We start from the raw sequence: 25391 nt of genomic DNA, 5'->3' as shown, positions 1-25391 counted from the left end.
CACTGGCACTCAGTTGTGACTGAGGTTTGCCGAGACCCTGCCCGCCTTCAGAGTGTCGCCGCCAGCGGGCAGGGCAGGGCCGCCCGCAGCTCCCGTACCACCAGCGCCATGGCCCAGGCGTCGTCCAGCCGGTTCACGGCGGAACCCACACCCACCCCAGCGGCGCCGGCCGCCACGGCGAGTGGCAGGGTGACAGCCGAGAGGCCCGAGGCGCAGAGCACCGGTGCGGCAGGTGCTTCCGGGCCGGCGGCGGCGGCCAGGGCCCGGCTGATGGCATGGGTGGCCGCCAGGGTGGGGGCCGCCTTTTCGATCAGACCCAGAACGCCAGGGCTGAAGGGGCGGGCACTGGTGCCGCCCTCGGTCTGAATCAGGTCGGCGCCGGCGGCCACCAGGTCGAGGGCCAGCTGCTCCTGCTGGTCGAGGGGCAGCACGTGCGGCACCGTGACCGACAGCACCACCTGGGGCAGCAGCTCCCGGGTGCGACGGGTGATCGCCAGCACCTCATCGGCCTCGAAGCGGCGACCGAGCGGGTAGAAGGCGTCGTAGTTGCCGATCTCCACCATCGCAGCGCCCGCGGCCACGGCGGCGGGGAAGAGCTCGGGATCCACCGCTGACACGCAGATCGGCAGACCGGACACCGCAGCGGCCCGCCGCACCAGTGCCGGGTCACAGGCCACGTCGATCAGGTCAGCACCCCCCTCAGCCGCCGCCTGGCTGATGCGCTCCACGGCGGCGGCATCGAAGTTGGTGAGGCCGGCGATCACCTTGATCAGGCGATGCTCCTCCAGGGCGCTCCGCAGCGGAGCAGGCAGCTGGGCAAGGCGGGAGGGGCCGGACGACATCGCAGGAACAGCTGCACAGTGGGGTCATTCTCCCACCTGAACCCCCGTCGTCAGGGTGTCCGATCCCCAGCCCCAGCCCAGCGCCGCGGCCGACTGGAGCGCCGATCACCTCCGCCTGCACCGCCATCTGCGGCGCCATCCGGCCCTGCTGCCCGATGGGGCCTGCCTGCTGCTGGCCGTTTCCGGTGGCCAGGATTCCATGGCCCTGGTGGCGCTGCTCACCGCCCTGCGGCGGCTGCACGGCTGGCGGCTGCACCTCTGGCACGGCGATCACGGCTGGCGGCCCGATTCGGCCCGAACGGCGCAGCAGCTGGCGGCCTGGGCCGCCGGGCAGGGCCTGCCGCTGCTGGGGGAGCGCTGGCAGGCCGAGGCAGCGGAGCCTGCCGCCAGCGAGGCCGCTGGCCGGGCGTGGCGCTACCGGCAGCTGGGGATCTGCGCCGCGGCGCTCGGGGCCAGCCGGGTGGTGACGGGCCACACCGCCAGCGACCGGGCCGAGACGCTGCTGTTCAATCTGGCCCGGGGGAGCCACCGCCGGGGTCTGGCCAGCCTGCGCGGCCTGCGTGCCCTGGAGGGCGAGCTGCAGCTGGCCCGGCCCCTGCTGCCCTTCAGCCGTGCCGACACCTCCCGGCTCTGCCACCAGCTGCAGCTTCCGGTGTGGCCTGACCCCAGCAACGCAGACCGGCGCTACAGCCGCAACCGTCTGCGGCAGGAGGTGCTGCCGGTGCTGGAGGCTCTGCATCCCGGCGCCGCCCGGCGCCTGGCCGCCCTGGCCGAGCAGCTCGCCGCCGATGACGACGCCCAGGGGGAACTGCTGTCCCTGGCGCTGGCCGCCCTGGGGGCCAGGGCGGCCGCTGGCGCCGGGGGCGATCAGGATCAGGAGCTGCCCCTTTCCCTCCTGCGCACCCTGCAACGCGCCAACCAGGGCGCCCTGCTGCAGCACTGGCTCAGCCGCCACCTGGGGGAGCGGCTCAGCCGCCGCAGCCTCGAGACGCTGCTCGATCGCATGGCCGCAGGGCCTGGAACGGGCACCCTCCAGCTGGCCGGTGGGTGGCATCTGCACTGGGAACGCAGCACACTGGTTCTCACCCGTGCCCCAGCAGCCGAGATCGATGGCCGAGACCCAGGACTCCCATGAGCAGCGCTATGCCGCGATCGAGCGGGTCTACAGCGAACGCCAGTGGGCCGAGGTGGAGTCCCTCGGGGAGGCGCTGCTGGTGGACCTTCCCGACGATCCCGCTGACCCTCTGCGCCTGCGGGTGATCCTGCTGCTTGCCCACACCCGGCTGTACGGCATCGGGGATGTGGCCACGGCCAAGGGGTACTACCGCGCCCTGTTGCGCCACTGCAATGATCCCAGCCTGACTCAGATCGCCGAGCAGGGACTGGAGGACTCCGGCGTGGTGGAGCGCCAGCAGGGAAAGTCCGCCCAGCCGAGCACCGCGCAAGCGGCAATGCCCTGGCTGGAACAGCTGGATCGGGGCCCGCGTTCAGAGCCTCCGGCCGCAGACGCACTTCGACCTGATCCGATTGCCGTGGAGGTGATTGAGGAACCCGAGCAGATCGAGGTGGCCCAGGCGGATCCCGAGCGGCGCCAGGTGGTGGAGGTGCAGGAAGTGAACCGGCTGCAACCGGCCGGCAGCGTGCTGGAGGCCCTTCGCACTCCCGATGCGCCTAAGGGGTTCAGCCCCGAGGAGATCAAGGAGCTCTCCCGGGGCCTGCTGCACGTGAGGCTGGGCTGAAGCCCAGCCGAGCTCAGCCCGCGGCAGCCGCCGAGCGGCGGCGGGTGCGGCCTGCGATCTCGGGCTCGGGGGCGGCCGCAGCCGGCACGACCGCAGCCGGCACCACCTTCGCCGCGGCTTTGGTGACAGGAGTCACCACTGAGGCCCCCGCCGGGGCAGCTGAGGCCGCCGCCGGGGCAGCTGAGGCCGCTCCCACAGGAGCTCCTTCCCGCCGGGGGGTGCGATCCAGCGAGCGGCTGTCACGGCCGCCGGCGCGACCGCGGGGGGCCGGCCGGGAATCGGGCTCGGCATCGGCCCGCCCCTGGTAGGCCGGGGTGCCGGCCGGGGCCGGCTGCACGAGGCAGAGGATCAGGGGCTCCACCTGGAGTTCACGCCGCAGACGGCGCTGCAGGCCCAGCTCCACCTCCCGTTGCACGCCCACCCAGTCCACATCCGGGGCCTTGCCACCGGTGTTGCGGCTGAGCTGGCTCCAGCGGTTCTCCAGCACCCAGGTGATTTCGCGTTCGGCCCAGAGGCTGAGCTTGCGGGCATCGGCCGTGGTGACCACGCCCCGCAGGTTCACCCGCGGCGGCGCAGCCATCACGCCATCGGTGCTGATCACCGCCAGCAGGGTGATCACACCGTCTTCGGCCAACTGTTGGCGTTCCTTGAGTACCCGGGAGTCGACGATGCCGTTGCGGGAGGCATCCAGCAGCTCGATGCCGGCCTTCACGGGCTCACCCAGGCGAATCGAATCGGGGGTGAGTTCCACCACATCGCCGTTGTCGATGATGAGGGTGTTCTCGGGCGGAATGCCCATCGACATGCCGGTCTTGGAGTGGGCCACGAGCATGCGGTGCTCGCCGTGAACGGGCACGAAGAACTTGGGCTTCGCCAGGGCCAGCATCAGCTTGTGGTCTTCCTGGAAACCGTGGCCGGAAACGTGAATGCCTTCGCCTTTGCCATAGACCACCTTGGCCCCAAGCATCATCAGGCGGTCGATGGTGTTCACCACGGAGATGGTGTTGCCCGGGATCGGACTGGCCGAGAAGATGATGGTGTCCGAAGGCTTCACCTGCACCTGGGGGTGCTCCCCCCTGGAGATGCGGCTGAGGGCGGCCAGGGGCTCGCCCTGGCTGCCGGTCATCAGCAGCAGGGTTTCGCGGTCCGGCAGGTCACGGATCTGCTTGATCGGCACGAACAGATCATCGGGGGCACGCATGTAGCCGAGTTCGCGGGCCTTGGCGATCACATTCAGCATCGAGCGGCCCAGCAGGCCCACCTTGCGGCCATTCTTCATGGCCAGCTCCAGGATCATCGACACCCGGTGGATCGAGCTGGCGAAGGTGGTGATGATCACCCGGCCATCGGCCTTGGCGATGTGCTGGTCGAGCTTCGGGAACACCGAGCGCTCGGGAGGACAGAAACCAGGCACCTCGGCGTTGGTGGAGTCACTGAACAGGCAGAGCACCCCCTTGTCGCCGTAGTGGGCCAGGCGGGCCATGTCGAAGTGCTCGCCGTCCACAGGGGTGTGGTCGAACTTGAAGTCCCCGGTGAAGATCACCGTGCCCACCGGGGTGGTGATGGCCAGCGTGAAGCTGTCTGCCATCGAGTGGGTATTGCGGATGAACTCCACTGAGAAGTGCTGGCCCACCTTCACCACATCGCGGGGGCCGACGGTCTTGAGGATGGTGCGATCCATCACACCGGCTTCCTCCATCTTGCCGGTGAGCATCGACAGCGCCAGGCGCGGCCCATGGATCACCGGGATCGTGAAGTTCTTGAGGTGGTGGGCAATGCCGCCGATGTGGTCTTCATGACCGTGGGTCACGATCATGCCGCGGATGCGCTTCTGATTTTCCTTCAGATAGCTGGTGTCGGGCATCACCACGTTGACGCCGTGCATGCCATCGCTGGGGAAGGCCAGACCGGCATCCACCATCATCAGCTCATCGCCGTACTCGAACACACAGGTGTTCTTGCCGATCTCATGAAGGCCGCCGAGGGGAATCACCCGCAGGGCCGGTTGCTTGCCGCTGGATCCGTTCTGGGTAGAACTATGACGAACCTGGGAATTTGACATGTAAAAAACTCGAAGAGTCAGAAGTTGAAACTGGAAGGTTGCTGATTGCAGATCAGCCATTCAGCCTTGGCGTCTCAGGTAGGACGCAGGGCAGCAAGGGTTTCGCAGAGGCGTTGTTTCACGTCGTCGTTCGCGGGGAGAAGGGGAAGTCTTGGGGCACCCACCGGCCAGCCGCTGAGGGCGAGGGCCGCTTTCACGGGCACCGGGTTGGTGGTGCAGAACAGGGCCCGGCACAGGGGCAGCAGCTGTTCGTGCAGGGCCAGGGCGAGGGGCAGATCACCGTCGAGGAAGGCCTGCACCATGCGGCTGATGCGCGGGCCCTCCAGGTGACTGGCCACGCTCACCACGCCCACGGCCCCCACCGCCAGCATCGGCAGGGTGAGGGCGTCATCGCCGGAGTAGATCGCCAGCCGGTCGCCGCAGGCCAGGCGCAGGGCACTGACCTCGTCGGTGGTGCCGCTCGCCGCCTTGAAGGCCACCACATTGGGCAGGTCAAGCAGACGGGCCACGGTGGCGGGCTCGAGGCTGGTGGCCGTGCGCCCGGGGATGTTGTAGAGCATCAACGGCAGGCTCGGAGCCGCCTCGGCAATCGCCCGGAAATGGGCCTCCAGGCCGTCCTGGGGGGGCTTGTTGTAGTAGGGCACCACCACCAGGGCCCCATCGGCGCCGAGGGCTGCCGCTTCGCAGGTGGCCTCCACCGCTTCGGCGGTGCAGTTGCTGCCGCTGCCCGCGATCAGCCGGGCCCGACCGGCCACGGCGTCTTTCACGGCTGCGAACAGGGCGTGCTGTTCCGCCCAGCTGAGGGTGGGTGATTCGCCCGTGGTGCCGCACAGCACCAGTGCATCGGAGCCGTGGGTCACCAGGTGATCAGCGAGCCGGGCCGCCTGGGCCAGGTCCACCTGGCCATCCGGCTGGAACGGCGTGACCATCGCCGTGGCCACCCGTCCGAAGGGGGCGTGCAGCCAGGGCTGCTGCTGGGCGGCAACGCTCAAACCCCACCTCCCTGGGCCAGCGTCGGGGCCCCCGTCCGGGGTTGCTCTGGGGCCTGGAGCAGCAGCTCGGCGATCTGAACCGCATTGAGGGCGGCGCCCTTGCGGATCTGATCGCCGCAGAGCCAAAGCTCAAGGGCGTTGGGGTCGCTGAGGTCCTGGCGGATGCGCCCCACGGCCACCGGATCGCGACCGGTCACGTCGGTGGGCATCGGAAAGCGGTTGGCCTCGAAGTTCTCGATCAGCTCAACCCCGGCAGCCTGGGCCAGCAGGGCCCGGGCCTCCTCCACGGGGAAGGGCTCCGCAAAGCTGATGTTCACCGCCTCGGAGTGGGCCCGCAGCACAGGCACCCGCACGCAGGTGGCCGACAGCCGCAGCTCGGGCAGCTCCATGATCTTGCGGGTCTCGTTGAGCATCTTGAGCTCCTCCTCGCAGTAGCCGTTGGGCTGCAGGGGGGAGTTGTGCAGGAACAGGTTGAAGGCGAGGGAATGGGGCAGCACGGTGCTCACCGGCTCGCCGCCGTCCAGCACCGTGCGGCTGAGCTGACGCAGCTCCTGCATGGCCCGGGCGCCGGCGCCGCTGGCGGACTGGTAGGTGCTCACCACCACCCGCCGGATGGCGCGCCGGGCCTGCAGGGGCGCCAGGGCCAGGGTGAGCAGGATCGTGGTGCAGTTGGGGTTGGCGATGATGCCGCGGTGGCCGAAGGCGGCGGCGGGGTTCACCTCGGGTACCACCAGGGGCACGTCGGGATCGAGCCGGAAGGCACTGGAGTTGTCGATCACCAGGGCGCCGGCGCCGGCGGCCACGGGAGCCCACTGGCGCGACGCGGAGCCACCCGCCGAGGCGAGCACCAGATCCACCCCCGAGAACACCGCCTCGCTGACGCTCTCGATGGTGAGGGTTTCCCCCTGCCAGGCAAGGGGCTGCCCAGCGGAGCGGGGCGAGGCCAGGGGGATCAGCTCGGCCACCGGAAAGTGACGCTCGGCCAGCAGTTGCAGCAGCTCCTGCCCCACGGCCCCGGTGGCCCCGAGGATGGCCACCCGCAGGGGGCGATCCGGCAGCGTGGCGACCCCGGCATTGGCCTGGGGCTTGGCTGCAGCAGCAGTGTTGGCTGTGGTGGGCTGAGCTGTGGTCAAGGGCGGTGCGGGAAGGCGATGGGCAGAAGGAGGGGTTGCGGCGAGAACTGGGGCCTGGTGGTCAACCGAGGACTCGTCAACAGAGGACTCGTCAACCGAGGACTCGACACGATGGAAGCGCTTCGAGGGGACTGGAACGGTGAGGCTGTTCCAGTGGCCTGTGGGTGGCAGCCGCAAAGGGTGAGGCTGATCTGAAGGGAAGGCTTGAGCGGCCTCCGAAGCCAAGGAGAGGTAGGTCAGCGCCAGGCGCTTGGCGGTGCAGGGAGAAGCTGAATGGAGTGGCGGGGGGCTGGTTGGAAAACTTGGGAACAGCTCGGCTGGTTCGCTAGGGCAGGCTCTGGGATCGGAAGCCTGGGCGGCCGAGAAGGGTCAAGAGCTGGAAGGACGGCTGGCCTGGTTCTGCTGAGCAGAGGCCGCGGCGCTGGACTCTTGGGGTATGGCCGGCTAAAGGAGCGCCGTCGCCATGGGCGGAGTCCGATGTGGTCGCTCAGAACTGACCGGACAGCCACAGCGCGGCTGTGAGCGCGGCTGTGGCGGATGGATCAGGGAGACCACCACGGGGATCTCACGTCTTGATGCTGCAAAGACTACTGGCAACGGGGGCCTGCAAGCCACTTTCTTAGGATCGCGGGCTGCAACGAGCTGCCATGAGTCCTGCTGCCGCCTCTTCCGCCCCCACCAGCCCCTCCAGGGGCGACACCTTCAGCGTGACCGCCACACCGCGGCCGGGCAGCCGCATGGCCCTCGAAGTGGCGATCCCGGGCGAGCGCTGCAAGGCCAGCTACGAGACGGCGGTGGAGAAGCTCAGCCGCAGCATCAAGCTGCCGGGATTCCGCAAGGGCAAGGTGCCCCGGGCGGTGCTGCTGCAGCAGATCGGGCCCCTGCGGGTGCGCGCCACCGCCCTGGAGGATCTGGTGGATGCCGCCTTCCGCGATGCCCTGGCGCTGGAGGAGCTGTCCCCGCTGAGTCGTCCGGAACTGAACGAGGCCTTCGACGTGGTGCTGGAGCGGTTCCAGCCGGGAGAAGCGCTCACCTTCACGCTGGAGCTCGACGTGGAGCCCACCCCGAAGCTGAACACCACCCGCGGTCTCAAGGCCGAGGCCGAGGCGATCAGCTACGACCCTGCCAGGGTCGATGAACTGATCGAGCAGTCGCGCAAGCAGCTGGCCACCCTGGTGCCGGTGGAGGGCCGCAGCGCCGAGAGCGGCGACGTGGCGGTGCTGAGCTTCAGCGGCGTGTTTGTCGACAGTGGTGAACCGATCACGGGCGGCAGCAGCCAAGCCACCGAGGTGGAGCTGGAGGAGGGCCGCATGATCCCCGGCTTCGTGGAGGGGGTGATCGGCATGGCCGTAGGCGACGAGCGCACAGTGGAGTGCCAGTTCCCCGAGAGCTACCCCCAGGAGGAGGCCGCAGGTCGCCAGGCCCGCTTCGAGATCGGCCTCAAGGACCTCAAGACCCGCGAGCTGCCCGCCCTCGATGACGCCTTTGCCCAGCAGGCCAGCGACAAGCAGACCCTGGCGGAGCTGCGGGCCGATCTGGAGCAGCGCCTCCGGGACGACGCCGAAAGCCGCGCCAGGACAGCCCGCCACGAGGCGCTGCTGGGCGCCCTGGTGGAGCAGCTCGAGGTGGAGCTGCCGGAATCCCTGGTGCAGCAGGAGATCCGCAACCTGATCGAGCAGACCGCCGGCCAGATCGCCCAGCAGGGCATGGATGTGAAAAAACTGTTCACGCCTGAGCTGGTGCGCAGCCTGGTGGACAGCTCCCGCCCCGAGGCCGAACAGCGCCTGCGCCGCAACCTGGCGCTCCAGGCCCTTGCCAGCGCCGAGGCGATCAAGGTGGAGGACGCCGAGCTGGACGCCAAGGTGAAGGAAGTGCGCCAGGGGCTCGAGAATCAGGGCAGCATCGACACCGAGCGGCTGCGCCAGGTCGTAGGCGACGACCTCCTGCGCGACAAGTTGCTCGACTGGCTCGAGAGCCACAGCACCATCACCGAGGCCGCTGCTGCGAGCGAGGTTGCTCCTGCCGAGGAGGCTGCCCCGACCACCGAGGACTGAGAGGTGCGGGGGTTGTTCTGCACCTGGCTGCGGCAATCCCCCCAGCGAGCACCGATCCCATCGCCATAGATTGCGACCACCAGACCTTGCCGCGCGTGATCGACGCCCACTCCCCCACCGCCCAGCGGGCCCATCCGATCCAGAACCTCTGGATGGGAGGGCGGCCCGAGGCCACGATCGGGGCGCCCTCCGCCGCCCCCGGGGTACTGCCCACCGTGGTCGAGCAGTCCGGCAAGGGCGACCGGGCGTTCGACATCTATTCCCGCCTGCTGCGCGAGCGGATCATCTTTCTGGGCACCGGCATCGACGATGCCGTGGCCGACGCCCTGGTGGCCCAGCTGCTCTTCCTGGAGGCCGAGGACCCCGAGAAGGACATTCAGATCTACATCAACTCACCCGGCGGCTCGGTGACTGCCGGGCTGGCGATTTACGACACCATGCAGCAGGTGGCTCCGGATGTGGTCACCATCTGCTACGGACTGGCGGCCTCGATGGGGGCCTTCCTGCTGTCGGGCGGCTGCAAGGGCAAGCGCCTGGCCCTTCCCAGTGCCCGGATCATGATTCACCAGCCCCTGGGCGGTGCCCAGGGCCAGGCGGTGGACATCGAGATCCAGGCCAAGGAGATCCTTTTCCTCAAGGACACCCTCAATGGCCTGATGGCTGAGCACACCGGCCAGCCCCTCGACAAGATCACGGAGGACACCGACCGCGACTACTTCCTTTCACCGGCCGAGGCGGTTGAATACGGCCTGATCGACCAGGTGGTGACCGAAACCTCTGCCCCCCGGAGGCCGTCCTGACCCGGGTTGGCCAGCCAGTCCGATCCATGGGATCTTGTAGGGCCTTCGCCCTGCCGGACCGATGGTCAGGTCCACAGCCGCCCGGTTGCCGTTCCTGTCTCAGTCTGCCCGCCTGAACCTTCCTGTCTGATCCTTAAGGAAAGTGTCCTGAACCTGTTCCTGGGTCAATGCTGACCCCGGGATCCCCGATCTCCCGACCCCTGACCTGGACGTTCCGTCCTGCCGCTCCTGCCGATGGCCAAGTTCGACGCCCATCTCAAGTGCTCGTTCTGCGGCAAGTCCCAGGAGCAGGTGCGCAAGCTCATCGCAGGGCCCGGCGTCTACATCTGCGACGAGTGCATCGATCTCTGCAACGAGATCCTCGATGAGGAGCTGGTGGACAGCCACGGCTCGGGTGCTGGCCGCCATGTGCCCGAACCCAGCCGCGGCAAGAACGCCGCCAAGAAACCCGCCAGGCCGGCACCAGTCCTGGCGGAGGTGCCCAAACCCCAGGAGATCAAGGAGTTTCTCGACCGCCAGGTGGTGGGTCAGGAAGACGCCAAGAAATCCCTGTCCGTGGCGGTCTACAACCACTACAAGCGCCTGGCCTGGCAGGGTGACGGCAAGGGCGAGACCGACCAGACCGCCACCCGGCTGCACAAGAGCAACATCCTGCTGATCGGCCCCACCGGCTGCGGCAAGACGCTGCTGGCCCAGACCCTGGCCGAGATCCTGGATGTGCCCTTCGCCGTGGTCGATGCCACCACCCTCACCGAAGCCGGCTACGTGGGGGAGGACGTGGAGAACATCCTGCTGCGGCTGCTGCAGAAGGCCGACATGGATGTGGAACTGGCCCAGCGGGGCATCATCTACATCGATGAGATCGACAAGATCGCGCGCAAGAGCGAGAACCCCTCGATCACCCGGGATGTGTCCGGCGAGGGGGTGCAGCAGGCCCTGCTGAAGATGCTGGAGGGCACCACCGCCAACGTGCCGCCCCAGGGGGGCCGCAAGCATCCCTATCAGGACTGCATTCAGATCGACACCAGCCAGATCCTGTTCATCTGCGGCGGCGCCTTCGTGGGCCTCGACGACGTGGTGCAGAAGCGGATGGGCCGCAATGCCATCGGCTTCATCAACCCCGACGGCAGCAGCCGCCCCCGCAGCGTCAAGGAGCGCCAGGCGGCCAGTGTGCTGCGGCACATGGAGCCCGACGACCTGGTGAAGTACGGCCTGATCCCCGAGTTCATCGGCCGTCTGCCGGTGAGCGCCCTGCTCGAACCGCTCGATACCCGCGCCCTGGAGTCGATCCTCACCGAGCCCCGCGATGCCCTGGTGAAGCAGTTCCAGACCCTGCTCAGCATGGACGAGGTGCAGCTGCACTTCGAGCCCGGCGCCATCGCGGCGATCGCCGCCGAGGCCCACCGCCGCAAGACCGGGGCCCGGGCCCTGCGCGGCATCCTCGAGGAGCTGATGCTGGAGCTGATGTACGACCTGCCCTCGCGCCGCAACGTCAAGGACTTCACCGTGACCCGCGAGCTGGTGGAGCAGCGCAGCCAGGCCAAGGTGGTTCCCCTGGGCACCAGCCACGAGGGCGCCCAGGCCAGCGCCTGAGCTTCCGGTGGCCACCGCCGATCACCTGCAGGTGCCTCGCCAGCACGGCCTGTTCAACCACCACGGCATCGACCTGGGCGACGGCACGGTGGCCCACTACCTGGAGGGCCGCGAGATCCTGCGCAGCGCCAGCGACGACTTCAGCCTCGGCCAACCACTGAGCGTGGTGCCGTATCCCGAGGGCAGTTGCTCCCCGGATGGGGTCTGCCTCAGACGGGCCATGGGCCGCCTCGGGGAGCAGAACTACAACCTGCTGTTCAACAACTGCGAGCACTTCGCCCACTGGTGCAAGACCGGCCGGCATCGCAGCTCCCAGGTGGAGGGCTGGCTGCACACCGGCACCCTGGGGGCGCTGGCCCTGGGGCAGGTGATGCCGGCGGCGGTGCTCGCCGGCGCCCGCCTGCTGCTGCGGCAGGGTGCCCGCCTCGATGGCCTGAATCTGGAGGCCCTCAATCTGGATCAGGGGCAGCTGGACAAGGGCCTGGAGCTGGCCCGGCAGACCATCGCCCAGTTGGAGGGGCTGCGCCAGAAGCTGCAGGGGCGGCTGGATGAGGAACTCGCCAAGGCCGAGGCCCGCTGGGGCCATGGCCAGTTCGAGGCCCTGCGGCGCACGGCCCAGGGCCTGGCCGACCAGCTGGCCGAGGTGGAAGACATGGAGGCCGCTCTCGAATCCCGTCTGCATGGGCTGCTGGAGCCCGGGGACGACCAGTAGCCTCGACGCTTCGCCCCTGAGGCCGCCCCATGGGCCAGGCCTACCAGCCGCTCCACCACAAGTACAGACCTCAGCGCTTCGACCAGCTGGTGGGGCAGGAGGCCATCGCCGCCACGCTGGTCAATGCCCTGCGCTCCGGCCGTATCGCGCCGGCCTACCTGTTCAGCGGGCCCAGGGGAACGGGCAAGACGTCCAGCGCCAGGATCATGGCGCGCTCGCTCAACTGCCTCAGCGCCCCCGGGCCCACGCCTGAACCCTGCGGCCACTGCGAGCTCTGCACCGGGATCGCCTCCGGCAGTGCCCTCGACGTGATCGAGATCGACGCCGCCTCCAACACCGGCGTGGACAACATCCGCGAGCTGATCGAGCGCTCCCGCTTCGCGCCGGTGCAGGCCCGCTGGAAGGTGTATGTGGTGGACGAGTGCCACATGCTCTCCACGGCGGCCTTCAACGCCCTGCTCAAGACCCTGGAGGAGCCACCGCCGCAGGTGGTGTTCGTGCTGGCCACCACCGACCCCCAGCGGGTGCTGCCCACGATCCTGAGCCGCTGCCAGCGCTTCGACTTCCGCCGCATCCCCCTGCCGGCCCTGGAGCGGCATCTGGGCTGGATCGCCGCCCAGGAAGCGATCGCGATCACGCCCGAGGCCCTCCATGTGGTGGCCCAGCGGTCCCAGGGCGGGCTGCGCGATGCCGAAAGCCTGCTCGATCAGCTCAGCCTGCTGCCCCCACCCATCGAGGTGGTGGCCGTGTGGGACCTGCTCGGGGCGGTGCCGGAACAGGAGCTGCTGCACCTGGCCGCGGCCCTGGCGGGGGCCGAGCCACTCGGCCTGATCGAGGCCAGCCGCGAGCTGCTGGAGCGGGGCCGGGAGCCGGCGGCCGTGCTGCAGGGGATGGCCAGTCTGCTGCGGGATCTCGTGCTGGTGGGCCTGGCCCCCGAGCGACTCGAGCTCACGGCCGTGTCCCCCCAGTTCCGCAGCCAGTTGCCGGATCTGGCCAGCCGCCTGGGCCAGCCACGCCTGCTGCAGTGGCAGGCCCAGCTCAAGGGCAGCGAGCAGCAGCTGCGCCACAGCGTCAACCCCCGCCTCTGGCTTGAGGTGCTGCTGCTGGGCCTGCTGGCGCCGCGGCAGCCCGTGGCCGCCAGCCAGCCTGAGGCGCAGCGGGCTGCTGCCGCGCCGCCGCCAGCAGCCACTCCTGCCGTCACCCCAGCCGCCACGCCGCCGGGGCCCCCGGTGGCCCCGCAGCCGGCTGCGACATCCCCGCAACAGCTGGCCCCGGAGCCACGGGCGGTGAACCTCAGCGAGCTCTGGCAGCAGATCCTGGCCTGCCTGGAGCTGCCCTCCACCCGCATGCTGCTGAGCCAGCAGGGCCGCCTGGTGGGGCTGGATGAACGCCGGGCGGTGGTTCAGGTGGCCAGCCAGTGGGTCGCCATGGTGCACAACCGCCAGGCCCTGGTGGAGCAGGCGATCGCCAAGGCCCTCGGCAGCCCCCGCCAGCTGGTGCTGGAAGCCGGCCGAGAGCCCACGCCCGCAGCACCGGCAGCCCCGCCGCCCGAACGCGTCGTGCGGGCAGGAGCTCCCAGCCCCGCCCCAACCCCCACCTCCACGCCCAGCGCCACAGCCACGCCCACCGCCACCGCCACGGCCGGGGCCGCACCGCCACCTCCCCCGAGCCGGCCCGCGGCCCCAGCGGGTGCGGCCGCACCGGCTGCACCTGCCGCAGCGCCGCCGACCCCGGCCCCACCTCCGAGCCCAAGCCATCCAGCCCCCAGCAGCAGCTCAGCAGGCCCGACCAGGGCCGCCGGCGAGCCAGGCCCGGGCCACTCCTCCCCCCTGGATGACAAGGCCCGCCGGCTGGCGGACTTCTTCAACGGCGAAGTGGTGGAACTGGATGGGCCCCTCGACGACGCTGACCAGGACGTGGCCTGAGGGCCAGCGCCCAGGGCTGCGCTCAGGCCACCGCCGGGTCTTCCACGGAGGCGTCCTCGGCTGAGGGGTCAGCGGAGCCCGACTCCCCCAGGTGCAGCGTCTTGGCCCAGACCAGGCGCTTGGGCAGCAGGGCCATGCGCAGGCTGGTCCAGGGAATCACCACGAACCAGTGGCCGAGATAGGCAATGCCGAGGGCCAGGTTCCAGGGAGCCATGGGCGGGAAGACCGGGCCCTCCGAGGGTCGGCGGCAGCCCAGCAGGATGGAGCAGCCCGACAGCCCGAACGCCACGAACGACAGGGGCCAGATCAGCGGCGGCGTGGTGGTGAGCAGGGCGCCGAGCAGATCGGCCATCGCCACCACGGGCATGGCGTACTGCAACAGGAAGAAACTGCAGAGATCGAGCCGGCGGCGGCGGCTCAGCTGCCGGGACAGCAGCCCGGGCCCGTAATCAAAGAAGCGCTGCAGGCCACCCTCGGCCCAGCGCTGGCGCTGGCGCCAGAGGGCCGCCAGGCTGAGCACGGCCTCCTCCCGCACCGGGGGATCCCAGAGGATGCCGATCGACGCCCCCTGCAGCAGCAGACGGAAGCTGAGGTCGAGATCGTCGGTGACCGTGGCCTCGTTGAAGCCGCCGGCGGCCAGCAGGGTCTCGCGGTGCAGCAGCTGGCCGTTGCCCCGCAGCTCCACCACACCGCCGCGGCTCTGGCGCCCCTCCTGGACCACGGCGTCGAGGGCCATCTCCATCGACTGGGCCCGGGTGAGCCAGTTGCCCAGGGGGTTCACCACCGCCTTGCGCAGCTGCACTGCCGCCCACTCGCCCGCCTCGGCCCAGGGGATCAGCCGCTCGAGGCTGTCGCTCTGCAGATCGGCATCGGCATCCAGCACCAGCATCCAGGGAGCCTGGAGCTGCTGCAGGGCCAGGTTCAGGGCTCCCGACTTGCCCCCACCGGCATCGGCCTCGCGCCGCAGCACCCGCAGGAAGGAAAAGCGCTGGCGCAGCTCGGCCAGCAGCTGGGGGGTGGCATCGGAACTGCCGTCATCCACCACCCACAGCTGCAGCCGGCCGGCGGGGTAGCGCAACGCCGCGATGCGCTCCACCAGCCGGCCGATCACGGCCTGCTCGTCGCGGGCGGCCACCACCACATCCACCGCACTGGCGCCTGGGCTGGGAATCCCTGCGGGGGAAGGGTTGGGGGCGGCCGCCTGCCGGGCCGCACCGGCACGGCCCCGGCCCAGGGCCGGCAACAGCACCGCGTAGACGCTGTAGCCCCCCAGCAGCAGGGCCATGCCGGTGGAGGGCCAGAGCCGCACGGCTGGATCGAGCCAGTGGGGCACCATGCCGGCCCAGCCGCAGGCGATCACGAACAGCGCCGATTTGCCGCGGCGGCGGTCAGCAACGCTGGCCGCCGGGCGAAGGCCGTTGGTGGTACTGCCGTCCGCGGCCATGGCGTTCCCGGAAGTGTGCGGACTCTAAGGGGCACTCCCAGGTGCTTTGGTGTCCAGGGCAGACAGGGGCTGCAGCGTGGTGCCGGGGTAGTAGCGGCTGAGGATGCGCTGCAGGGTCCAGCCCCGCCCGGCCAGGTCGATGGCTCCAGCCTGGGAGAGGCCGGCTCCGTGCCCGAAGCCGCCGCCATCGAAGCGCCAGCTGCCGGCACCGCTCGGGGCCACCACGAACAGGGTGCTCGGCAACTGGCGCAGGGTGCGGCGGATCGCATCCAGCCGCAGCACGGTGGAGCCACCACTGCCCTGGATGCCCAGGGCCAGCACCCGCCCGCTCACGCCCCGCTCCAGCACCGACACGGTCTTGGGTGTGCCGAGCTGGGGCGCTGTGGCCCGCAGGGCCTGGCCGAGCTGCCCCGCCGTGATGGTGCGGCTCCAGCGGAAGCGCGGGTGGTCGGCGCCGTAGAGGGCCGAGCCCCCTGCCAGCAGGGCCGGCAGCTGGGCGGCAGCCAGGGGCAGTGGGAAGCGGGCCTGGAGGGCCTGCGGGCCATCCAGATTGGGCTTCAGGTAGGGGAGGGGAGGCCCGCTCCAGACCTCCTCAAAGCCGGCCGCCACGCCGCCATTGGTGGCGTGATACACAGCGTGGATGGGCTCCCCCTGCCAGCTCAGCACCTGGGAGCTGGTGGCCGCGATGGCCTGGCGCACCGCTGCACCGGCCTGGCGTGGATCGGCATAGACCTGGCACTGGGTATCGGCACAGAGGTGGTAGCCGTCCACCTGGAAGCGGATCTGGTTGCGCAGGGCCCAGGTGCGGGCCAGCACGGCCTGGGCGGCGAGGGCGGCCGGCGGGGAGCCGGCGCCGATCTCGTGGGGCACCACCCCCTGGAGATAGCGCTCCAGGGGAACCTCCTCCACCAGCGCCCAGCTGCCGTAGGCATCGGGCTGGAGCCGGAACGGCCCCTGGAACAGCCCCCCCTGCCAGAGCAGTCCCCCCGGGGTCTCCAGCCGCACGGGACCCTCCATCAGCACGGGGCCATCATCACGGCGCAGCTCCAGCACCGGCCGTTGGCTGAGGGTCTGCTCAAAGCGCCGGGCCGGGCCGAGGCCCTCCGGCAGGGGCGCCTCCAGCGGCGCCCACACTTCCCATTCGCGCGGATTGGCGATCAGGGGGGCCACCCCGGCGGCACGCCAGCGGCTGGCGGTTTCCTCGGCACTCTCGAAGCTGGCGAAGGGGCCCAGCACCTGGCGGCGGATCTGCAGCGGCGGCTGCACCGGCACGGTGCGCCAGTGCAGCACCAGACGCGGCGAGCTGTAACGGGCACCGGTTGCCGTGACCAGGGTCATCAGGCCACCGCCGCTGCGCAGCTCCAGGGGGGTCGCGGTGCTGAGCCGGGGGGCCAGGCCCACCCAGAGCACCGGGTTGGCGGGGGCGATCCGGGGCGGGGGCGGCACCGGCCAGCGCAGCGTCGCCTGGGGCGGGGGCGGGGCGAGGGGCGCAGCCGAGCAACCCGTGCCCACCAGCAGGGCACCGGCCCAGAGACTGCTGAGGACCAGGTGGCGCAGGGGTGCGGTGGGGGACATCGGCTGGGGGCGGACGGCAGGAGGAGCTTGGAGGATGGCGGGGCCAGGTCGTAAGGTGGTTGTTTGTGCCCGCGCCGGGGAGACATGCCAAAGCTCAAGACCCGCAGAGCAGCCGCCAAGCGGTTCAAGGCCACCGGCACCGGCAAGTTCATGCGTCGCCGGGCCTTCCACAACCACCTGCTCGATCACAAGAGCCCGAAGCGCAAGCGCTACCTGGGCACGATGGCCGTCGTCGACGAGCGCGACGCCGACAACGTCAAGGGCATGCTGCCCTACGCCTGAGGGCTCAGACCACCCGTTCCGCCCTCTGTTCATCTCCACCTGATTCCCTGCCATGGCCCGCGTCAAGAGGGGCAACGTTGCCCGTAAACGCCGCAATAAAGTTCTGAGATTGGCCCGCGGCTTCCGCGGTGGCAATGGTTCCCTCTTCCGCACCGCCAACCAGCGGGTGATGAAGGCCCTCTGCAACGCCTACCGCGACCGTCGCCGCCGCAAGCGCGATTTCCGCCGCCTCTGGATCGCCCGGATCAACGCCGCGGCCCGGATCAACGGCGTCAGCTACAGCCGCCTGATGGGTGGCCTCAAGAAGGCTGACGTGCGCCTGAACCGCAAGATGCTGGCCCAGCTGGCCGTGGTCGACCCCGCCAGCTTCAGCAGCGTCGTCGGCTCCGCCCAGGCCTGATCGCCGACGACCCGATCCCACCTCCCAGCCCCGGCGCCCCTTGGACACCCTGCTTCCCCAGGCCTATCTGATCGGCCTGGTCGTCTTGCTCGGCGTTGCCGCCGTAGTGGTGGCGCGCCAGTTCTGGAGCGTGCGCCAGGACGAGGTGACCCTGGCCCGCCTGGAACGCCAGGGCAATCAAGCCAGCAAGACGGAGGCCAAGGATGCCGCCAGCTTCTATGAGCTCGGCTCGGTGCAGCTGCGCAAGCGGCTGTTCGGCCAGGCGGTGGAGAGCCTCACCGAGGCCCGCCAGTTGGCCACGGCGGAGGAGGCCCCTGAGGAGGCCCTGGCCCTGATCGAAAACGCCCTGGGTTTCGCCCTGGCGGCCCAGAACAACTACAAGCTGGCCCTCAAGCACTACCGCGCCGCCCTCAGGGCCAAGCCCGATTACCCGGTGGCCCTCAACAACCTCGCCTACGCCCTGGAGAAGGTGCAGGACCCCGAGCAGGCCCGTGCCACCTATCAGAAGGTGCTTGAGCTCGACAGCGGCAACCGCACGGCCCTCAAGCGCCTGAATCGGCTGGAACGCACCCAGGGAACGGCGGCCTGAAGGCCGCCAGATTCACCAGAGGCCTCGAACCGGCGCACTCGGAGCTGGGCCCGGGGCATTCAAGGGCTGGGAGTTGGGCTGCATCTCCAGCCGACCGCCCGAATTGGTGAGCCGCGGGGCATTCCAGCCGGCCAGCGTCAGGCCCTGCTGGCCCGAGAACATGCCGCCCATCTCCAGGCCGCCCACATTGCAGCGGCACAGCAGGATCAGATCGAGCTGGTCAGACTCGGCATTGAGGTTGCCCTGCACCTGGGTCGAGGCGCCGTTGACGGTCATGGTGCCGCGCAGGTCCACGAGCTGACCAACCGCTCTCACGTCAGAGAGACTCAGGGCGACGGGCACGACCTCACTGCCCCCGAAGGCCTGGTAGGTGCCCACCCAGGACCTGGGCATCTCCCGCACCAGCAGCTCGGCCCGACCCACCGGGTCAAAGGTCTCGACGCTGCTGTCGCGCTCGCCGTCGCCCGTGTCACTGACCCCGGCGGGGAGGCTGAAGGGAAGAAAGCTGTCACTGCCGAAGGTCTGCGCCGCCACGGGCGCGGCCGTGAAGGGCAGGGCTGCGAAGGGCAGCGCGGCGAGGGGCAGGGCCGTCAACAGGAGCGTTCGAAGCACGGCGGGGCCGGAGTTAGTGGGAGGCTAGAGCCATTGTGAGCCATGCGCCGGAAGCCATCGTGGTGCCCAACCCAGCCGGGATCCCCCTCTCCGCCAGCGCCGCAGCGCCCGGCGACCCTGCCGCTGGCAGCGACGACCTGGTGATCGGCGGACGCCGCTTTCCCAGTCGGCTGATGACCGGCACGGGCAAGTACGCCGATCTCGCCACCATGCAGGCCAGCCTGGAGCGCAGCGACTGCGCCATCGTCACCGTGGCGGTGCGCCGGGTGCAGAGCGGCGCGCCGGGCCACGGCGGCCTGATGCAGGCGATCGACTGGCAGCGCATCTGGATGCTGCCGAACACCGCCGGCTGCGCCACCGCCGAGGAAGCGGTGCGGGTGGCCAGGCTGGGGCGGGAGCTGGCCAAGCTGGCGGGGCAGGAGGACAACAGCTTCGTGAAGCTGGAGGTGATTCCCGACAGCCGCCACCTGCTGCCCGATCCGTTCGGCACCCTGGAGGCGGCCGAGCAACTGGTGAAGGAGGGCTTCACGGTGCTGCCCTACATCAATGCCGACCCGCTGCTGGCCAAGCGCCTGGAGGAGGTGGGCTGCGCCACGGTGATGCCGCTGGCCTCACCGATCGGCTCCGGCCAGGGCATCCGCAATGGCGCCAACATCGCCCTGATCATCGAGAACGCCAGCGTGCCGGTGGTGGTGGACGCGGGCATCGGTGTGCCCAGCGAGGCGGCCGAGGCCATGGAGATGGGGGCCGATGCCCTGCTGATCAACAGCGCCATCGCCCTGGCCGGCAACCCGCCCCTGATGGCCCAGGCCATGGCCCAGGCCTGCCAGGCCGGCCGCCTGGCCTTCCAGGCCGGACGGCTGCCGCGACGCCCCCAGGCCAGCCCCAGCTCCCCCGGCCAGGGGCGCGTGGGCAGCTGATCGCCCTTCCGCCGGGCGCCGCATGAACTTCCGTTGACGTTCTGGCCGCGGCGGCCTGACAGCCCGGACATCTCTCCATAAGGTGAGCCCTCCTAGAGCCCTGGTCCATGCAGGTCACCGAAGAAGACGGCGGCAAGCTCAATGCCTTCGCCCGGGAGCCCCGCATGGTGGTGATGGAGGAGGGCGAGCGCAGCAGCAGCCAGTCGCGGTTGCTGCTGATCGGCGGGGCCGTTCTGGTGCTGGCCCTGGTGGTGGTGGCCGTGGGGATCAGCGGCTGAGAGCGCCGGAACGCCTGTAGTAGCTTGCCCGATGAGCGACAGCTCGTCCTGCAGGGGTCTGGGGTTTTCGGAATGAAGGTTTCGGAATGAAGGTGTTCGTTCTCGGTGGCGATGGCTTCTGCGGCTGGCCCTGCGCGGTCAACCTGGCGGATGCCGGCCACGATGTGGTGATCGTCGACAACCTGAGCCGGCGCAAGATCGACGTCGACCTGGAGGTCGAGTCGCTGACGCCGATCGCCACCATCAGCGAGCGCCTGCGGGCCTGGGAGCAGGTGGGGGGCCGGCCCATCCGCTTCGTGCGCATGGACATCGCCCAGGAGTACACCCGCCTGCTGGATCTGCTGCGTGACGAGCGGCCCACGGCCGTGGTGCACTTCGCCGAGCAGAGGGCAGCCCCCTACTCGATGAAGTCCAGCGCCACCAAGCGCTACACCGTTGACAACAACGTCAACGGCACCCACAACCTGCTGGCCGCGATCGTGGAGAGCGGCCTCGACATTCACATCGTGCACCTGGGCACGATGGGGGTGTACGGCTACGGCTCCCACCGCGGCGCCACGATTCCCGAGGGCTACCTCACGGTGGAGGTGCCCCAGCCGGATGGCAGCCGCTTCACCGAGAAGATCCTGCACCCTGCCAGCCCCGGCAGTGTGTACCACATGACCAAGACTCTGGATCAGTTGTTGTTCCTCTACTACAACAAAAACGACCAGGTCCGCATCACTGATCTGCACCAGGGCATCGTCTGGGGCACCAACACGGAGCTCACCGAAAGGGATCCCCGCCTCACCAATCGCTTCGACTACGACGGCGACTACGGCACGGTGCTGAACCGCTTTCTGATGCAGGCCGCCATCGGCTACCCGCTCACGGTGCACGGCACCGGCGGCCAGACCCGCGCCTTCATCCACATCCGCGACTCCGTGCGCTGTGTGCAGCTGGCCCTGGAGCACCCGCCTGCCCTGGGCGAGAAGGTGAAGATCTTCAACCAGATGACCGAGAGCCACCAGGTGGGCGAGCTGGCCCGCAAGGTGTCGTCCCTCACCAACGCCGAGATCACCTACCTGCCCAATCCGCGCAATGACGCCGTGGAGAACGACCTGATCGTGGACAACCGCTGCTTCATCGAGCTGGGCCTCAACCCCACCACCCTCGACGACGGTCTGATGGCCGAAGTGGTGGATGTGGCCCGCCGCTGGGCTGACCGCTGCGACCGCAGCCGGATCCCCTGCGTGTCGGCCTGGACGACCACCCAGGCCCAGGCCATCCAGACCGTCTGATCCAGACGCTCTGATCGAGACTGCCTGATCCAGCTCTCCCCCCTGCGGCACCCGAGCCTTGAAGATCGCCTTCTTCACCGAGACCTTCCTGCCCAAGGTCGACGGGATTGTGACCCGCCTGACCAAGACGGTGCAGCACCTGGTGGACCTGGGGGATGAGGTGCTGATCTTCTGCCCTGAGGGCGCTCCGGCCGAGTACATGGGTGCCCGGGTGGTGGGGGTGCCGGCCATGCCGCTGCCCCTCTATCCGGAGCTGAAGCTGGCCCTGCCCCGCCCCGCCGTGGCGGAGGCCCTCGAGGAATTTCAGCCCGATCTGGTGCATGTGGTGAACCCGGCCGTGCTTGGCCTGGGTGGCATCTGGCTGGCGAAGACCAAGGGCTATCCGCTCATCGCCAGTTACCACACCCACCTGCCCAAGTATCTGGAGCACTACGGCATGGGCATGCTGGAGCCCCTGCTGTGGGAACTGCTCAAGGCCGCCCACAACCAGGCCAGCCTCAACCTCTGCACCTCCAGCGCCATGGTGCAGGAGCTGAGCGAGAAGGGCATCCAGCACACCGACCTCTGGCAGCGGGGCGTGGACACCGAGCTGTTCCGCCCTGAGCTGCGCAGCCAGGCGACGCGGGAGCAGTTGCTGGGCGGCCACAGCGACACCGGCAAGCTGCTGCTCTACATCGGCCGGCTCTCCGCCGAAAAGCAGATCGAACGCATCCGCCCGGTGCTCGAGGCCCTGCCCGAGGCCCGCCTGGCCCTGGTGGGGGATGGCCCCCACCGCCAGGCCCTGGAGAAGGTGTTCGCCGGCACCGCCACCACCTTCGTGGGCTACCTGGCCGGCGAGCCGCTGGCCAGCGCCTATGCCAGCGGCGACGCCTTCGTGTTCCCGAGCAGCACCGAGACCCTGGGCCTGGTGTTGCTGGAGGCCATGGCGGCCGGTTGCCCGGTGGTGGGGGCCAACCGCGGCGGCATTCCGGACATCGTCAGCGATGGCGTCAACGGCTGCCTGTATGAGCCCGATGGCGCCGACGGCGGCGCCGCGAGTCTGGCGGCGGCCGTGGGGCGGCTGCTGGGGGATCCAGGCGAGCGCCAGCTGTTGCGCCAGGCGGCCCGCAGCGAGGCCGAGCGCTGGGGCTGGGCCTCCGCCACCCAGCAGCTGCGCGGCTTCTACTGCCGCCTGCTGGAGCGGCCCCAGCTGCAGCTGGTGGCCTGAACAGTTGCGCAACCTGAGCCGGCACGGGCTCAGTTGGGCCGGGGGCTGTCGCGGAACCAGGTGGTCATCAGGGCCTTCACCATCGGTGCCGCCACCGTGCCGCCGTAGCCGCCCGAATTCTCCCCGAAGGCCACGATCACCAGGCTGGGTTTGTCGGCTGGCGCATAGCCGCCGAACCAGGCGTGGTCGGGGCGGGGGGGATCCTCACCGGTGCCGGTCTTGCCGGCCACCGGCGGCAGGCTCGGATCGTTGAGCAGCCGCGCCGTGCCCTCGGTGACGACCATGCGCAGGCCCTGCTGCAGCACGGCCACGGTGGAGGGCTTGAGGCCGATGCGGGTGCGGGTGGGCGGCTTCTCCACCAGGTGGGGCGTGACCAGCCAGCCGCCATTGGCCACAGCCGCATAGAGGCGCGCCATCTGCAGCGGCGTCACCAGCAGGGCCCCCTGGCCGATCGAGGAGGTGATCGTGTCCACGGGGGTCCAGGGCTCATCGAGCACCTTGCGCTTCCAGGCCTGGTCACCCAGCAGGCCCGCCGTTTCCTCATCACTGAGCTCGATGCCCGTGGGGCTGCCGAAGCCCAGCCGGCGCGCCGCGGTGAACAGGGCATCGGGACCGATCTTCAGGCCGGCCCGGTAGTAGAAGGTGTTGCTGCTCACCGCCAGCGCGAAGGGGAAGCCCACGAGCCCATGGGCGCCGTGGTCGCGGTAGCAGAGCCCGGCGTAGCAGAAGGAGCTGGTGGTAAGCACCTTGTCATTGGGGCTGTAGACCCCCGACTCCAGCGCCGCCGCGGTGGTGACCACCTTGAAGGTGCTGGCGGGGGGAAACCCCTGGAAGGCGCGGTTGAGCAAGGGCGCCTCGGGGCCGTTGAGGGCGGCCCACTGCTGGCTCGAGGGGGCCGGCGAAAACACATTGGGATCAAAGGCCGGACGGCTGGCCAGGGCCCGGATCGCCCCCGTCTCGGGATCCATCGCCACGATGGCCCCCTTGCGCACCTTGTCGAGCGCCCGCTCCGCGGCCTGCTGCAGCGGCAGATCCAGGGTGAGCTTCAGGTCCTTGCCCGCCTCGGCCGGCTTGTCGCCGAGCACCCGCTGCACCTGACCGGCGGCATTCACCTCCACCTGCTGGCCACCCCACTGGCCGCGCAGATGGGATTCGAAGGCACTCTCGAGACCCGTGCGGCCCACCCGATCGCGAATGCGGTAGCCCTTGTCGCGCTTGCGCTCGTATTCCTCTTCGGTGATGCCGCTGGTGTAGCCGAGCACATGGGCCGCCAGGCGGCCGTGGGGATAGCTGCGCAGCACGTCCACATCCACCTCCGCACCGCGCAGCTCACTGGCCTGTTCGCGAAAGCGCAGCACCTGCTCAGCCGCCAGGCCCTCCGCCAGGGTGATGCGGAAGCCCTCGGCGTTCTGGCCGCTGCTCCGCTTCTGATCGAGGCTGACGGGATCAAGGTTCAACAGCCTGGCCATGGCATCGCGCAGGGGCGGCCAGGCGTCGTCCGGCACCTCCCGGGGCTGGATGTAGAGGTTGTAGGTGAGCCGACTGGTGGCGAGCACCTCGCCCTGGCGATCGAGCAGACGGCCGCGGATCGGGCTGCGCGGCATCAGCCGGATGCGGTTCTGGTCGGAACGCTCCCGGTTCTCAGCGCCATGCACCAGCTGCAGCCAGGCCAGCCGAGACACCATGGCGCCGCTGCAGAGCAGCACCACCAGCAGCAGCAGCAACGGCTGCTGACCCATGCCGCTGTGGCGGCCTGCCTGGCCGTAGGCCATGGCTAGGGGGTCTCCCCATCCGGGGCCAGCCGCAGCTCCAGCAGCCGCAGGCTCTCCGCCACTGAAGCGAGGCGGCGCTGCAGTTCCTCCGGATCGCTGGCCGCCTGAGCACTGGCTGGATCGGCCCCATCGGTGACGGGATCCACATCCCGCACACTCACCTTCATCACCGGATTGCCGAGTCCGGGACTGACCCGATCGAGCTGCTCTCGCACCTGGCTGGCAGCCTGCTCGCCCTCCTGGCGCAACTGGGCCAGGGGATCGGCGCTGGAGCCATCAAAGGCGGCGATCAGCTCCTGGGGGCCACCCTTGCGCACCCGATCCACGGCGGCCAGGCCCAGGGGCAACATGTCCTGCATCAGGGTGAGCCGCAGGCTGTCGAGGGGATCGGCGGCCATGGACGGGAAGCAACAGGCTGCTCCCAGTCTGCCGCGCCCGCTGCCCGGGACGGCAGACCACGGCCAGCGCCTTACGACCAGGGCCAAGGGAAGAGGGCCTAGGGAAGGGGGTTGGCCTGCAGAGCCGGCACTCCGGGAGCCACGATCACCTGGCGGCAGGCCTGCTGACTGCCCCACCACCAGCCGGCCCCCACACTCAGCACCACCGCCATGGCCGCCGGCAGAAGGGCCTGCCGGGTCACCTCCAGGCCGATCCACTCGTTCCAGGCCCGCAGGGTGCGGTCGCGGTCGAAGCGGCGCCGCTCCTTGAGCTCCTCCTGCTGGCGGCGCCGCAGGGCCCGGCCCACCCAGCGCTCGAAGGCGAGCTTCTTGGTCACGGCCATCTTGCGCTCCACTTCGAGCAGCTGGCCGGCGGTGAGGTCGGGGTTGAAGGTGCTGATCAGCTCCAGGGTCTTGAGGAACATCTCCACGGAGCCCTCCTTGGCCAGCCGCTCCTGGGGATCCAGTTGCTCCCAGTTGAGCTCCGGGTAGAAGCGGCCGCGGTTGGCGGTGATCTGCTCCTCCGGCAGCTGGCCGGGCTCCCGCAGCCAGCGGTCGGTGTTGGCATCGAAGCGACGCCAGTAGAGGAAGGGGTTGAGGTAGATCGTCCTGCCGCCCAGCAGGATGCTGTCCTGCTGCAGCTTGCGCTGCAGGTCGGGATCGCTGGATGTCGCAGGAGCGGCCGTCACGGCGGAGCTGGCTCGGGTCCCGAGGGTAACGGAGGCCTCCCCGTCAGGCCAGCG

Annotated in this window: 24 protein-coding genes; 14 read left to right on the top strand and 10 right to left on the bottom strand. The window is 69.8% G+C overall.

The genetic code is table 11. The annotated features are described in order from the left end of the window. Positions 1–47: 47 nt before the first annotated feature. Positions 48–842 carry a DUF561 domain-containing protein gene (locus tag ACWJIO_RS11900; protein WP_480313610.1) on the bottom strand — a complete coding sequence of 265 codons (795 nt, stop codon included), beginning with the start codon at positions 840–842 and terminating at the stop codon, positions 48–50. A gap of 55 nt (positions 843–897) precedes the next feature. Here ACWJIO_RS11900 and tilS point away from each other — a divergent pair, with 55 nt between their 5' ends. Both tilS and ACWJIO_RS11890 read left to right on the top strand, forming a co-directional pair. Further along, positions 898–1977, top strand: a complete 1080-nt coding sequence (gene tilS / locus ACWJIO_RS11895; protein ID WP_480313607.1) for a tRNA lysidine(34) synthetase TilS — start codon at positions 898–900, stop codon at positions 1975–1977. Further along, positions 1952–2581: a hypothetical protein gene (locus ACWJIO_RS11890; RefSeq protein ID WP_480313605.1), complete on the top strand. Its 630-nt coding sequence runs from the start codon at positions 1952–1954 to the stop codon at positions 2579–2581. Before tilS ends, ACWJIO_RS11890 begins: the two co-directional genes overlap by 26 nt. A 13-nt stretch (positions 2582–2594) precedes the next feature. On the opposite strand, the gene ACWJIO_RS11885 is transcribed toward ACWJIO_RS11890, so the two are convergent. From ACWJIO_RS11885 to ACWJIO_RS11875, 3 genes are all read right to left on the bottom strand, one after another. Beyond that, the gene (locus ACWJIO_RS11885) at positions 2595–4643 is read right to left on the bottom strand and encodes a ribonuclease J (protein WP_480313603.1); all 2049 of its coding nucleotides are present in this window, start codon (positions 4641–4643) and stop codon (positions 2595–2597) included. Between the two features lie 74 nt (positions 4644–4717). After that, positions 4718–5635: a 4-hydroxy-tetrahydrodipicolinate synthase gene (gene dapA / locus ACWJIO_RS11880; protein ID WP_480313601.1), complete on the bottom strand. Its 918-nt coding sequence runs from the start codon at positions 5633–5635 to the stop codon at positions 4718–4720. After that, on the bottom strand, positions 5632–6693 hold the full coding sequence (locus ACWJIO_RS11875) for an aspartate-semialdehyde dehydrogenase (RefSeq protein WP_480313710.1): 1062 nt from the start codon (positions 6691–6693) through the stop codon (positions 5632–5634). Before ACWJIO_RS11875 ends, dapA begins: the two co-directional genes overlap by 4 nt. A gap of 722 nt (positions 6694–7415) precedes the next feature. Here ACWJIO_RS11875 and tig point away from each other — a divergent pair. From tig to ACWJIO_RS11850, 5 genes are all read left to right on the top strand, one after another. Next, the gene (gene tig, locus ACWJIO_RS11870) at positions 7416–8822 is read left to right on the top strand and encodes a trigger factor (protein ID WP_480313599.1); all 1407 of its coding nucleotides are present in this window, start codon (positions 7416–7418) and stop codon (positions 8820–8822) included. A 152-nt stretch (positions 8823–8974) separates the two neighbouring features. Next, positions 8975–9622 (top strand): ATP-dependent Clp endopeptidase proteolytic subunit ClpP, encoded by a 648-nt coding sequence (gene clpP / locus ACWJIO_RS11865; RefSeq protein ID WP_480313708.1) that lies wholly within the window; start codon positions 8975–8977, stop codon positions 9620–9622. 234 nt (positions 9623–9856) lie between these two features. Then, positions 9857–11215 carry an ATP-dependent protease ATP-binding subunit ClpX gene (clpX, locus tag ACWJIO_RS11860; protein ID WP_480313597.1) on the top strand — a complete coding sequence of 453 codons (1359 nt, stop codon included), beginning with the start codon at positions 9857–9859 and terminating at the stop codon, positions 11213–11215. A 7-nt stretch (positions 11216–11222) separates the two neighbouring features. Continuing rightward, on the top strand, positions 11223–11927 hold the full coding sequence (locus ACWJIO_RS11855; RefSeq protein WP_480313595.1) for a lecithin retinol acyltransferase family protein: 705 nt from the start codon (positions 11223–11225) through the stop codon (positions 11925–11927). Between the two features lie 29 nt (positions 11928–11956). Then, entirely contained in the window at positions 11957–13852 is a 1896-nt protein-coding gene (locus ACWJIO_RS11850) for a DNA polymerase III subunit gamma/tau (RefSeq protein ID WP_480313593.1), read from the top strand. 22 nt (positions 13853–13874) lie between these two features. Here ACWJIO_RS11850 and ACWJIO_RS11845 read toward each other — a convergent pair whose 3' ends face one another. Together ACWJIO_RS11845 and ACWJIO_RS11840 are read right to left on the bottom strand one after the other, a co-directional pair. Continuing rightward, a complete protein-coding gene (locus tag ACWJIO_RS11845; protein ID WP_480313591.1) occupies positions 13875–15296 on the bottom strand; it encodes a glycosyltransferase family 2 protein in 1422 nt (473 codons plus the stop codon). A gap of 24 nt (positions 15297–15320) precedes the next feature. Continuing rightward, positions 15321–16871, bottom strand: coding sequence for a SpoIID/LytB domain-containing protein (locus ACWJIO_RS11840; protein ID WP_480313589.1), 1551 nt, complete (start codon positions 16869–16871; stop codon positions 15321–15323). Between the two features lie 84 nt (positions 16872–16955). Between ACWJIO_RS11840 and rpmI the strand changes: the two genes are divergently transcribed. From rpmI to ACWJIO_RS11825, 3 genes are read left to right on the top strand one after another with little or no spacing between them, the layout of a single operon-like run. Then, positions 16956–17153: a 50S ribosomal protein L35 gene (gene rpmI, locus ACWJIO_RS11835; protein ID WP_186697954.1), complete on the top strand. Its 198-nt coding sequence runs from the start codon at positions 16956–16958 to the stop codon at positions 17151–17153. Positions 17154–17205: 52 nt separating this feature from the next. Then, on the top strand, positions 17206–17553 hold the full coding sequence (gene rplT / locus ACWJIO_RS11830) for a 50S ribosomal protein L20 (protein WP_480313587.1): 348 nt from the start codon (positions 17206–17208) through the stop codon (positions 17551–17553). Positions 17554–17593: 40 nt separating this feature from the next. Beyond that, entirely contained in the window at positions 17594–18142 is a 549-nt protein-coding gene (locus tag ACWJIO_RS11825) for a tetratricopeptide repeat protein (RefSeq protein ID WP_480313585.1), read from the top strand. A 12-nt stretch (positions 18143–18154) separates the two neighbouring features. On the opposite strand, the gene ACWJIO_RS11820 is transcribed toward ACWJIO_RS11825, so the two are convergent. After that, entirely contained in the window at positions 18155–18754 is a 600-nt protein-coding gene (locus ACWJIO_RS11820; protein ID WP_480313583.1) for a hypothetical protein, read from the bottom strand. A 173-nt stretch (positions 18755–18927) separates the two neighbouring features. Between ACWJIO_RS11820 and ACWJIO_RS11815 the strand changes: the two genes are divergently transcribed. The 4 genes from ACWJIO_RS11815 (at position 18928) to ACWJIO_RS11800 (ending at position 22439) form a co-directional block, all read left to right on the top strand. After that, the gene (locus tag ACWJIO_RS11815) at positions 18928–19674 is read left to right on the top strand and encodes a thiazole synthase (protein WP_480313706.1); all 747 of its coding nucleotides are present in this window, start codon (positions 18928–18930) and stop codon (positions 19672–19674) included. Between the two features lie 107 nt (positions 19675–19781). Continuing rightward, positions 19782–19952, top strand: coding sequence for a photosystem II assembly protein Psb34 (psb34, locus tag ACWJIO_RS11810; protein ID WP_186697949.1), 171 nt, complete (start codon positions 19782–19784; stop codon positions 19950–19952). Positions 19953–20038: 86 nt separating this feature from the next. Further along, positions 20039–21232 carry an NAD-dependent epimerase/dehydratase family protein gene (locus ACWJIO_RS11805; RefSeq protein WP_480313581.1) on the top strand — a complete coding sequence of 398 codons (1194 nt, stop codon included), beginning with the start codon at positions 20039–20041 and terminating at the stop codon, positions 21230–21232. 58 nt (positions 21233–21290) lie between these two features. Next, complete coding sequence (locus tag ACWJIO_RS11800; protein WP_480313579.1) at positions 21291–22439, top strand: glycosyltransferase family 4 protein; 1149 nt, start codon at positions 21291–21293, stop codon at positions 22437–22439. Positions 22440–22468: 29 nt separating this feature from the next. Here ACWJIO_RS11800 and mrdA read toward each other — a convergent pair whose 3' ends face one another. The 3 genes from mrdA to ACWJIO_RS11785 form a co-directional block, all read right to left on the bottom strand. Beyond that, positions 22469–24211, bottom strand: coding sequence for a penicillin-binding protein 2 (mrdA, locus tag ACWJIO_RS11795; RefSeq protein ID WP_480313577.1), 1743 nt, complete (start codon positions 24209–24211; stop codon positions 22469–22471). Positions 24212–24213: 2 nt separating this feature from the next. Beyond that, a complete protein-coding gene (locus tag ACWJIO_RS11790) occupies positions 24214–24609 on the bottom strand; it encodes a hypothetical protein (protein WP_480313575.1) in 396 nt (131 codons plus the stop codon). Between the two features lie 98 nt (positions 24610–24707). Continuing rightward, positions 24708–25337: a hypothetical protein gene (locus ACWJIO_RS11785; protein ID WP_480313573.1), complete on the bottom strand. Its 630-nt coding sequence runs from the start codon at positions 25335–25337 to the stop codon at positions 24708–24710. Between the last annotated feature and the right edge of the window lie 54 nt (positions 25338–25391).

The sequence above is a fragment of the Paraciimarium castrense LEGE 11436 genome (assembly GCF_056633055.1).
This window is presented reverse-complemented; position numbering and strand designations above follow the sequence as displayed.

Coding starts and splice junctions, on each gene's coding strand:
- ACWJIO_RS11900 (WP_480313610.1), bottom strand. CDS start 842: ATGTCGTCCGGCCCCTCCCGCCTTGCCCAGCTGCCTGCTCCGCTGCGG.
- ACWJIO_RS11890 (WP_480313605.1), top strand. CDS start 1,952: ATGGCCGAGACCCAGGACTCCCATGAGCAGCGCTATGCCGCGATCGAG.
- ACWJIO_RS11885 (WP_480313603.1), bottom strand. CDS start 4,643: ATGTCAAATTCCCAGGTTCGTCATAGTTCTACCCAGAACGGATCCAGC.
- tig (WP_480313599.1), top strand. CDS start 7,416: ATGAGTCCTGCTGCCGCCTCTTCCGCCCCCACCAGCCCCTCCAGGGGC.
- clpP (WP_480313708.1), top strand. CDS start 8,975: ATGGGAGGGCGGCCCGAGGCCACGATCGGGGCGCCCTCCGCCGCCCCC.
- clpX (WP_480313597.1), top strand. CDS start 9,857: ATGGCCAAGTTCGACGCCCATCTCAAGTGCTCGTTCTGCGGCAAGTCC.
- ACWJIO_RS11850 (WP_480313593.1), top strand. CDS start 11,957: ATGGGCCAGGCCTACCAGCCGCTCCACCACAAGTACAGACCTCAGCGC.
- ACWJIO_RS11845 (WP_480313591.1), bottom strand. CDS start 15,296: ATGGCCGCGGACGGCAGTACCACCAACGGCCTTCGCCCGGCGGCCAGC.
- ACWJIO_RS11840 (WP_480313589.1), bottom strand. CDS start 16,871: ATGTCCCCCACCGCACCCCTGCGCCACCTGGTCCTCAGCAGTCTCTGG.
- rpmI (WP_186697954.1), top strand. CDS start 16,956: ATGCCAAAGCTCAAGACCCGCAGAGCAGCCGCCAAGCGGTTCAAGGCC.
- rplT (WP_480313587.1), top strand. CDS start 17,206: ATGGCCCGCGTCAAGAGGGGCAACGTTGCCCGTAAACGCCGCAATAAA.
- ACWJIO_RS11815 (WP_480313706.1), top strand. CDS start 18,928: ATGACCGGCACGGGCAAGTACGCCGATCTCGCCACCATGCAGGCCAGC.
- psb34 (WP_186697949.1), top strand. CDS start 19,782: ATGCAGGTCACCGAAGAAGACGGCGGCAAGCTCAATGCCTTCGCCCGG.
- ACWJIO_RS11805 (WP_480313581.1), top strand. CDS start 20,039: ATGAAGGTGTTCGTTCTCGGTGGCGATGGCTTCTGCGGCTGGCCCTGC.
- mrdA (WP_480313577.1), bottom strand. CDS start 24,211: ATGGCCTACGGCCAGGCAGGCCGCCACAGCGGCATGGGTCAGCAGCCG.
- ACWJIO_RS11790 (WP_480313575.1), bottom strand. CDS start 24,609: ATGGCCGCCGATCCCCTCGACAGCCTGCGGCTCACCCTGATGCAGGAC.